This is a genomic window from Xanthomonas euvesicatoria pv. euvesicatoria, assembly GCF_020880415.1.
Taxonomy (GTDB): Bacteria; Pseudomonadota; Gammaproteobacteria; order Xanthomonadales; family Xanthomonadaceae; genus Xanthomonas; species Xanthomonas euvesicatoria.
The window spans coordinates 1-9,677 of sequence record NZ_JAJIUJ010000087.1; the positions used below are offsets into that span (position 1 = coordinate 1).

General features: G+C 57.4%; 8 protein-coding genes. All 8 read left to right on the forward strand.

What is annotated here, in order from left to right; all coding sequences use genetic code 11:
• A partial coding sequence (locus LN450_RS14345; RefSeq protein ID WP_228892845.1) for a hypothetical protein occupies positions 1-209 on the forward strand: 209 nt, incomplete at its 5' end.
• A gap of 40 nt (positions 210-249) precedes the next feature.
• Positions 250-747: a 3'-5' exonuclease family protein gene (locus LN450_RS14350; protein WP_074038379.1), complete on the forward strand. Its 498-nt coding sequence runs from the start codon at positions 250-252 to the stop codon at positions 745-747.
• Between the two features lie 343 nt (positions 748-1,090).
• Positions 1,091-1,354 carry a type II toxin-antitoxin system TacA family antitoxin gene (locus LN450_RS14355; RefSeq protein WP_074038380.1) on the forward strand — a complete coding sequence of 88 codons (264 nt, stop codon included), beginning with the start codon at positions 1,091-1,093 and terminating at the stop codon, positions 1,352-1,354.
• 3 nt (positions 1,355-1,357) lie between these two features.
• A complete protein-coding gene (locus LN450_RS14360; RefSeq protein ID WP_029819460.1) occupies positions 1,358-1,846 on the forward strand; it encodes a GNAT family N-acetyltransferase in 489 nt (162 codons plus the stop codon).
• A gap of 19 nt (positions 1,847-1,865) precedes the next feature.
• A complete protein-coding gene (locus tag LN450_RS14365) occupies positions 1,866-3,995 on the forward strand; it encodes a site-specific DNA-methyltransferase (protein WP_029819459.1) in 2,130 nt (709 codons plus the stop codon).
• A 3-nt stretch (positions 3,996-3,998) separates the two neighbouring features.
• A complete protein-coding gene (locus tag LN450_RS14370) occupies positions 3,999-6,593 on the forward strand; it encodes a DEAD/DEAH box helicase (RefSeq protein WP_074038381.1) in 2,595 nt (864 codons plus the stop codon).
• A gap of 70 nt (positions 6,594-6,663) precedes the next feature.
• Complete coding sequence (locus LN450_RS14375) at positions 6,664-8,076, forward strand: SIR2 family protein (protein WP_029819457.1); 1,413 nt, start codon at positions 6,664-6,666, stop codon at positions 8,074-8,076.
• Positions 8,073-9,677 (forward strand): ATP-binding protein (locus tag LN450_RS14380; protein ID WP_228892853.1); only part of this gene is annotated, 1,605 nt, incomplete at its 3' end. The genes LN450_RS14375 and LN450_RS14380, both read left to right, overlap by 4 nt.

The following is a 9,677-nucleotide window of genomic DNA, read 5'->3' on the forward strand; positions in this document are numbered from 1 at the left end:
GGGACATAAAGGCGCTTGAAGGGCTCGAGAAGATGCGCAAGCGTTCTGATGTGACTTGGCTTGGAGAGAGCGCAGTACCTATTGCAGTGCTGCACGAGCTCTCTCATATCTTAGACAATCACCCGGAGCTTCGAGCAATGAGGATTCTCGACCACAATGGCCACGAAATGACCCTGTGGACCGGAGATCTTCCGAATGGATATGGCTAGTTCTTTTTTCGATTAAGCATCATCGAATAGTAGGAAGTGCATGCGATTATTCCTGGATTGCGAATGGGCAGATTTGCTTGAGACGGAACTGGTGAGCATCGCCTTGGTCGGCGAAGACGGGTCGAGCTTCTTTTATGCCGAGTGCGAGCAGCTTCCTGCACCTGCGCCCTTATTCGTGCAGCAGACTGTCTACCCGCTCCTGGAGCGTGGCGTAGCTGCAATGAGCGCCCTAGCCCTAACCCGGGCGCTTCGCGATTTCGTTGGTGCCGCATCAAACCCAATCCTTGTCGCAGACTATCCGCTGGACTTCGAATTATTTCGTAGTGCACTGGATGGCACTGGCCTACTGGCCAGCGAGAGAATGGATCTAGGCCCTGCGCCAGATTTTGAAATGCAACTGGCTACCGGCTATTCATTGCAAGCGGCTATAGAAGCCAGGTTTTCTACCGATCCAATGGTCGCGGCTCATAGGCACCACGCGCTGGTTGATGCGCGAGTGCTTCGGGATGCGTGGCTTAGTATGAGAACAAGCAGCTGAGAACCCAGGGCTTTTGGAGCCCCGTTTCTCGCGCAGGTTCATCGGCTGGTCCGTCAGGCCGCCGCTTCATCGCGAACTGGTTGTTGGGGCCGTGATGTGTCCGACTACATCAAGGGGTTCTACAATTGCACACGCAGCCACAGCATCCTTGGTGGCGTCAGTGCGAAGTTCGAGGCGAGTCAGCGACGCCGTCGATCAGGTATCCGTTAAAGAGCTTAGAACCCCGCACGCTGACGCACCATCTCTCTGCGGGCCGCAACGGCCAGCGATCTGCGACGCAGCCCCGAACCGGCATTTGACTTGCGGCCATTGTACGGTATTATTCCGTACAAGGAGAACCGCCATGACCACTGCTGCCGCCCGTCTCGATCTGCGCCTGAACCCCACGGACAAGGCGCGTATTACCCGTGCCGCCGACCTGCGAGGCGTGCCGCTGTCCGCTTTTGTGCGTGATGCGGTACTGCGCGAAGCTGAGAACATCATGGCCGCGGAACTGACTGTTACCCTGTCAGCGGAAGAGTCCCGACGTTTCCTCAAGGCGCTGGATGCTCCTTTCCAGCCCAATGCCAAGCTGAAGAAAGCCCTCGCCCGCGTCGCGCAGGCCTAATACGTGCTCGTTGTCGAGCAACTCAAACCCAAGCGGCATGACCGCGAGGGGTTTGCGTGTGGCGAGCCCACGCTGGATGCCTACCTGCGGCAGCAGGCCGCCCAGCACCATCGCGCCGGCATCAGCACCACGCACGTCCTCGTGGATGACGGCGATCCGGCCCGCATCCTCGGCTACTACAGCCTGTCCGCTGCCCAGCTCCTACTCACCGACTTGCAGGAGGCGGATCGAAAGCACCTGCCCACCTACCCGGTGCCGGCCATCCGCATGGGACGACTAGCCGTCTCGGCCAGTGAGCAGAGCAAGGGGCATGGTGACTACGTGCTGGCGCATGCCGTGGCGCGCTGCCTGGGGCTACGCAACCAGCTTGGGGTGCGCGTTCTGCTGGTGGATGCGCTGCACGAGAAGGCGGCCCGTTTCTATCGCGCCTATGGCTTCCGCGAAGCCACGGCGAATTCGCATACGTTGTATTTGCCGTTGGGGAATGTATGAACACGCTACAGGGGGCACTGTGTCACGACTGACCGACTTGATTGCCCAAGCCAAGTCCAAAGACTCGAAGTTGGGTGCGGATTTGGACCGAGAGTTCAAGGTGCTGTCGGCGAGGTTGCCGTTTGGTCTGAACTTTGAGCGTCATAGCCCCGAAGCAGTTGAACTGCCGCAGCGCGCCATCCGCAAGGGCGACAAGGTGCGCGTACTGCCAGAACGTGGTTCCACCAGGAAGGGCGACCAGCGACTTTGGCAGATAAAGGCCATCCACAAGGCGAAGCAGGTTGCTGATCTGGAATTGCCCGGCGCGACCACGGCAGAAACGCAGTCGGTGGCACTGGATGACTTGGTTGTGGTGGCCGAGTTCCGCGACACGATCTATCCGGGCCTGGTTAGTACCGGCAAGGTGCAGTGCGGCGGCGACAAGCCGTTCCAGACGGTCATCAACGGCGAGAACTACCACGTCCTCAAGGCGCTGACCTATACGCACCGGGGCAAGGCCGATGCCATTTACATCGATCCTCCGTACAACACGGGGGCAAAGGACTGGAAGTACAACAACGATTACGTCGAGGGCGATGATCTATATCGCCACAGCAAATGGCTGGCGATGATGGAGCGTCGCTTGTTGGCCGCCAAGGAGCTTCTGAACCCTGTTGATTCGGTGCTGATTGTCACCATCGATGAAAAGGAATACCTGCGGCTTGGCTTGCTGCTGGAGCAGGTGTTTCCTGAAGCGCAAATTGAAATGGTCACATCGGTAATTAGCGCGAAAGGAGTGGCGCGATTCGGTCAATTCTCGCGCGTCGAGGAATTCATCTATTTCGCAAGGCTCGGCAAGTCCACCGTCCAGCTTGGTGAGCAAAACATGCTGGATGATTCTCGCTCGGCCATTGCGCAAATCGGACGTGCTATTGAGTGGCTTGGGCTTCGTCGGCGTGAACCAACCGCGAAGCGAGGAGCACGGCCAAACCAGTTTTACCCGATCTTCGTTGATACGAAGTCAGGTTTCATTGAATCCATCGGAGAACCAATCACCGATGATGTTGATCGATTGAAGATAAAGGCTCCGACCGGAACTTTTTCCGTTTGGCCATTGAGGCCGAACGGTGGCGAGGGGCTTTGGGGAATCACGCCTGACACGGCTAAACGTTACCTCAAGGAGGGATTCATACGTGCTCGCAACTACAAACCAGAGAAAAATCAGGTAGCAATTCACTATCTGCCAAGCGGAACGGTAGATGCGATACAGGATGGGCGAATTGATGTAGTTGGCCGTGATCCGGATGGTGCTGTCCAAGCCATTCACCGCGAACGCAAGGGTGTGATTCCTAAACGCGTATGGAATATGGCATCGCACAACGCAGAGAATGGTGGTTCACTGATTTTGTCCAAGTTGGTTCCAGATCGTCGCTTCCCCTTCCCTAAGTCGCTATACGCAGTTGAGGATGCGCTTCGGTTTTTTGTTGCGGACAAGCCTGCTGCCGTCATCTTAGATTTCTTCTCTGGCTCGGGCACAACCGCCCATGCCGTGATGCGCCTGAACCGTCAGGATGGTGGTCGCCGCCAATGTATCTCCGTTACCAACAACGAAGTCGCGGCGGATGAGCAGAAGGCATTGCGTGAGCGAGGCTTGCGACCCGGTGATCTCGAATGGGAGCAATGGGGCATCTGCGACTACATCACCAAGCCGCGCGTCGACGCCGCGATTACTGGCAAGACACCCGATGGTGAGCCCATCCGTGGTGACTACAAATTCACCGACGAATTCCCGATGGCCGAAGGCTTCGAGGAAAACGCCGAGTTCTTCACCCTGACCTACGAAACCCCGGTTTCGGTCAGCCACAACCTGGCCTTCGCCCGCATCGCGCCGCTGCTGTGGCTGCGAGCCGGCTCGCGCGGTAAGCGCATTGACAAGCTACCCGCCGATGGATGGGCTGTAGTAGATGCCTACGGCCTACTGACCGAAGTGGACATGGCCACGCCCTTCATCAAGGCGGTGAAGAAGGTCGATGGACTGCGTATCGCCTACATCGTTACCGACGACGACCGTCGCTTCCAGGCCATTGCCAAGCGCCTGCCGGATGGCGTAGAGCCGGTGCGCCTGTACGAGTCCTACCTCACCAACTTCAGCTTCGCCAACGGGGAATAACGGATGAAGTTCACTCTCAAGGACTACCAGCGCGATGCTGTCCGCGATGCCCTGGCCAATCTTAGGAAGGCGCGCCGGCTATGGCATAGCGAGTCCGACAAGACCGCATTCTCCCTGACCGCCGTTACGGGCGCGGGCAAGACCGTCATGGCCGCTGCCGCGTTCGAGGCGCTATTCCATGGCGACGACGAGTTTGATTTCGATGCCGACCCTAGCGCGGTGGTGATCTGGTTTAGCGACGACCCATCGTTGAACGAACAGACCCGCTTTCGCCTGATGGAAGCCAGCGATCGCATCAACCACACCGATCTGGTGGTGGTGGAAAACAGCTTCAACCGGCCAAAGTTCGAGGCCGGTAAAATCTACTTCCTCAACACCCAGAAGCTTGGCAAGAACAGCCTGCTGGTGCGCGGCCACGACCAGGAAGAGTTGGAAGCCAAGGCCGGTGAATTGTTGCCGGAAACCCGCCCCGATCTGCGGTCATACACGATGTGGGACACGATACAGAACACCATCGAAGATCCAGACCTGACCCTGTATCTGGTGCTGGATGAAGCGCACCGCGGCATGGGCGCGCCAACCACTGCCAACCAGAACGCGAAGAACACCATCGTCCAGCGGCTCATCAACGGTTCCGGTGGCGTGCCGGGCATCCCGGTGGTCTGGGGCATCTCGGCCACGGTAGAGCGCTTCAACAAGGCCATTGAGTTCGCAGGCAAGCACATCAAGCTGCCGAACGTGGTAGTGGATTCGACCAAAGTGCAGGAATCCGGCCTCATCAAGGACACCATCCTGCTCGATATCCCCGACGAAACCGGCGACTTCGATACGGTGCTGGTGCGCCGTGCAACCGACAAGCTGAAGGAGTCCACTGCGGCCTGGGCCGAATACGCCAGGCAGCAGGAAGAGGCGCACGTCGTCGTCCCGCTGATGGTGTTGCAGGTTCCCAACACGCCCGATCCAAACGAGATTGGTCGCGCCCTTGACACTATTTTCGAGCGGTATCCTGAGTTGCCCGTCGCCAGTGTGGCGCACGTCTTGGGCGAGCACACCACGCAGAGGTTCGGCAACCGCGACGTGCCCCACATCGAGCCGCAGCGCGTCCAGGAATCGACCTGGGTGCGGATATTGATCGCCAAGGACGCCATCAGCACCGGCTGGGACTGCCCCCGCGCCGAGGTCATGGTGTCCTTCCGCGCCGCCAGCGACCGCACCCACATCACCCAGCTGCTGGGCCGCATGGTGCGCTCGCCGCTGGCTCGCCGCATCCCCGGCAACGACCGCTTGAACGCGGTGGACTGCCTGCTGCCGAAGTTCAATCGCAAGACGGTCGAGGAAGTGGTCGATGCCTTGATGAAGGGCGATGACACGCTGCCGGCAACGCCTGGGCGCATCCTCATCGATTACGTGGAGGTGAAGCCCAACCCCGCCGCTTCAGCGGGCGTGTGGGAGGCTTTCGAGGCATTGCCGTCGCAGACCCGGCCACAGCGTGGCGCGAAGCCGGCGAAGCGACTGACCGCGCTAGCGCACGAGCTGGCTTCCGATGACATCCTCCCCGGCGCGGGCAAGAAGGCTCACGCCCACATGCATAAGGCGCTGGACGACTTCCAGGAAAGCCAGAAGGAGAAGATCGAGGCTAAGCGAAAGGCGGTCATGACCGTGGACGGCAAGACCGTAGTCGCCGACATGAAGGGCAAGGCAAAGAGCCTGGACGAGTTCTGGGAAGACGCCGACATGGCGGTGATCGACGACGCCTACCGGCGAGCGGCTCGCGTTTTCAGCCCGGACATTTCGCGCACCTACGTTGATCACTTGGCCTACAAGGTGGCAGACCCGGATGACGACGCGGAAGAATTCCTGGAAGCCATTGTCGAGGCGCGTGTGACCGTCGCCGGGCTGGGCCTGGTGATGGAGGTTCAGGACTACTTTGATACCGAAGCCGACAAGCTGGCGAAGGCATGGCTGGTGCAGTACGGGCCGCAGATCAAGGTGCTCAGCGACGACCGCAGGGAGTCATACCGGCAGATCATCGAGATGAGCACCGAGCCGCAGAACCTGGAGCTGGTCAAGCCGGAGGCCCGTTACGAGGCAACCAAGGCAAGGGAGAACGACCAGGTGACCGTGCTCTTAACTTGGAAGAAGCACTTGCTTTGCGACGATGCCGGCAACTATCCGTCCGAGTTGAAGGGTTGGGAGCGTGCGGTTGTAGAGACCGAGTGCAAGCGCAAAGGCTTTGCCTTCTGGTATCGCAACCCAGGACAACCTGGGCAGTCGTCGCTGGGCATTGCCTACCTCGATGGCGACCAATACAAGATCGTTCGCCCCGACTTCGTTTTCTTCGCCGAGCAGGATGGGAACGTGGTGGTTGACCTTGTTGACCCCCATGGCCTGCACTTGGCCGATGCGCTGCCCAAGTTGCAGGGATTGGCTGCTTACGCAGAAACGCACGCTAAAGCCTATCGACGAATCGAATCCGTCGCCGAAGTGAAGGACAAGCTGAGAGCCTTGGATTTGACGAGCGAAGAAGTACGCAAGGCCATTTCTATTGCAAAAGATGCCACGAGTCTCTTTTGCGGGACGTTAGCGGTGGACTATTGAACGTGGGGATTTATCAGGGGCGTCAGTACCTATTTGCTGATGAAAAAAAGTGGTGTAAGGGGAATTGCCAATGAACGCGAGCAGCGATAGCTTGAATGCTGACGATAAAGTCACCAAGAGTGCGGGGCAGAACGTAATCAAAGTTCGAGACGATCGGAGCCCGATTTCGTTCAATTCCACCGAGGTTGGCAAGTTTAGAGTTGTTGATGGAGACGATGCCTCTTGGGCGGACGGCGATTCCAAAGAGTTCAACCAGAAGGATCTGCGAACCCGCATTGAGCCTTGGCTAACTTCGCTGTTTCAGTCCGAGCATCTGTCCCTGCTTGCCGGCTCCGGCTTGACCCATGCAGTTCATCAGTTGGCCACCGGGAATCTTGCGGCTGGCATGGACGCACTTAACCTTAGCAATCACAAAGAAAAAATCAGTGCCTCAGCGAAAGTTTCAGCTGAAGCAGCAGGACGAAAGGCAAACAATCTGGAGGACCAGTTGCGTGTTGCCAACGAGCTTCTGCGAGGGCTGGAAATTTTGGGTGACAGCAGTGAGGGCGCACTTCGCAATGAGATTGCGGAAGGCATGAGCGAGTTTGCCAAATCCATTTTGGCCAGCGAGAAAGGAATTGTCTCCGCCAATGACACCAAGCGCGAGGATGCTTTCAATACGCTTGTCACCTTTCTGATGAGTTTTGCCAGCCGAACTGGCATTCGTGACCGTCTGAACATTTTCACCACCAACTACGACCGCCTGATCGAGGCTGGTGCAGAACTTGCTGGCTTGCACCTTCTGGATCGTTTCCTCGGTACCTTGATGCCGATCTTCCGCTCTTCGCGTCTTGATCTTGACATGCACTACAACCCGCCTGGCATCCGGGGCGAGCCTCGTTATCTTGAGGGCGTAGCTCGCTTCACCAAGCTTCATGGCTCCGTGGACTGGGTACAGGTTGATAAGGACATTCGGCGCATTGGCCTGCCCTTCGGGGCGAATGACTTTGATCCATTCCTCAAAGCTCCCGGCATTGATGGAGCAACAGCCCACACGTTGATGATCTACCCCAATGCAGCCAAGGACAGGGAAACCGCCGACTACCCTTACGTCGAACTGTTCCGTGACTTCGCGGCGGCAGTTTGCCGACCCAACAGCACACTGGTGACCTATGGTTACAGCTTCGGCGATGAGCATATCAACCGCGTCATTCGGGACATGCTCACTATTCCATCCACGCATTTGGTGGTGATCGCCTACAACGACCCGCTGGGTCGAATCATGCAGACCTACAAGGAGATGGGTAGGCCTTCTCAGATCAGTCTTTTGATCGGCCCCGCCTTGGCCGACCTGACCGCCTTGACCGAGCACTACATGCCCAAGGCTGCCATCGACAAGACGACGTTCCGCATGGGCGAACTTCTGAATCAACGCTGGAAGACTCAGCAGTCTTCCAAGCCATCTGGCAAGGCTTCCTCTAGTGACGGAGACGAGCTGATATGACCATGTCTCCGTTGGCTTACGCCGACTCGCTGCGCATCGGCACCATTGATTACGTCTCACCCGACGGCATCAAGGTTCTGCTGGACATTGAGGCTCCCGACGGGGTGGCATTGAATACCGGAGTTCCACGCCCGTTTCCGCGCGTCAATGGCTATGTGCTGGCTCCTAGCGACCAGGGCTACCTTGTAGCCCAGGTGGAGTGGATCACCATCGAGCGTTCCCAATACCCGAAACGCAAGGGGATGCAGGACTTCGGCTTGGTAGACTTACCGTACCCGTTGCGGAAGATGAGCCTCAATCCCTTGGGCTGCCTGTTCTACTCGGAAGGTAAATACGAATTTCGCCGCGGCGTGGAAGCGTACCCCTCGGTGGGCGACCCCATCATCCTGCCCACCCAGGAGCAGCTGCGCGCCATTGTCGAGTCGGGTGAGAACCGACGCATCAAGATCGGCGTAAGCCCCTTGGCAGCCAATGCCGAGGTCAAGGTTGATCCTGATCGCATCTTCGGTCGCCACTTGGCTGTCTTGGGCAACACCGGCAGCGGGAAGTCGTGCTCGGTTGCAGGATTGATTCGCTGGTCGATGGATGCAGCCCGCAAAGCTCGAAAAGGGGGTGACCCAAATGCTCGTTTCATCGTGCTCGATCCCAACGGAGAGTACGCCAATACATTCAAGGATATGAGCAAAGTCCGCATTTTCGCTGTTGAAGCCTCCGAAGGCATTGAACAGCTTCAGGTTCCGCTGTGGTTCTGGAACAGCTCAGAGTGGAGTTCGTTCACCCAAGCCAGCGGTAAAACGCAGCGACCATTGCTGAGAAAGGCATTGCGTGATGTTAAAGCTGGTCGAGCACTATCGGCTTTGTCACCGGAGGAAGAAGAACTAGCCTTGCGTCGATATCTGTCATCACGGTTGATATCCATCCGCAGGGATATTCGATCAGGAGAAATTCAAACCGATGAAACAAAATTTGGCTTTCGCCTGAAGGCAATAGCCGCTGACCTTCAGACCAAGGTTTCCACTGACGACCAACACAAGCTTGGTGAGGCCATTGCAGCAATCAACGGCGCACTGACTGTTGCTCATAACAGCTTCGTCAAGGACGGAAAGACAATTGAATACTATCGAGCATTCAATGAGGCCAGCGTTCAATCAATTGTAACGGCGCTTGAAGGTTCGGTTGATACCGTCGGAGGTATCACTTTCCAGGATGGCCCTGATGAAGATGTTCCGATCCCCTTTGACGGCACTCAGCTTCCAGATCACTTGGAAATTCTTGCTGAGCAAGAAAGATCCAGTCAATACGTTGATTTTCTTGTTTCTCGAATTCGCACCATTTTATCCGATGCGCGGATGCGATCGACTATTTCAAGTGCCAACGGAGTCAATCTCAATGATTGGCTGAGCAAGACTATCGGCGACGACCTAGCTTCCAACGGTTCAGTCACGGTGATCGACCTTTCACTGGTGCCAGCGGAAGTCGTCCATATCATCACCGCCGTCATTGCCCGCATGACGTTGGAAGCCTTGCAGCGTTACCGCAAGCTCAACAACGGCAAGACTCTGCCGACCGTATTAGTGATGGAAGAGGCGCATACCTTCATT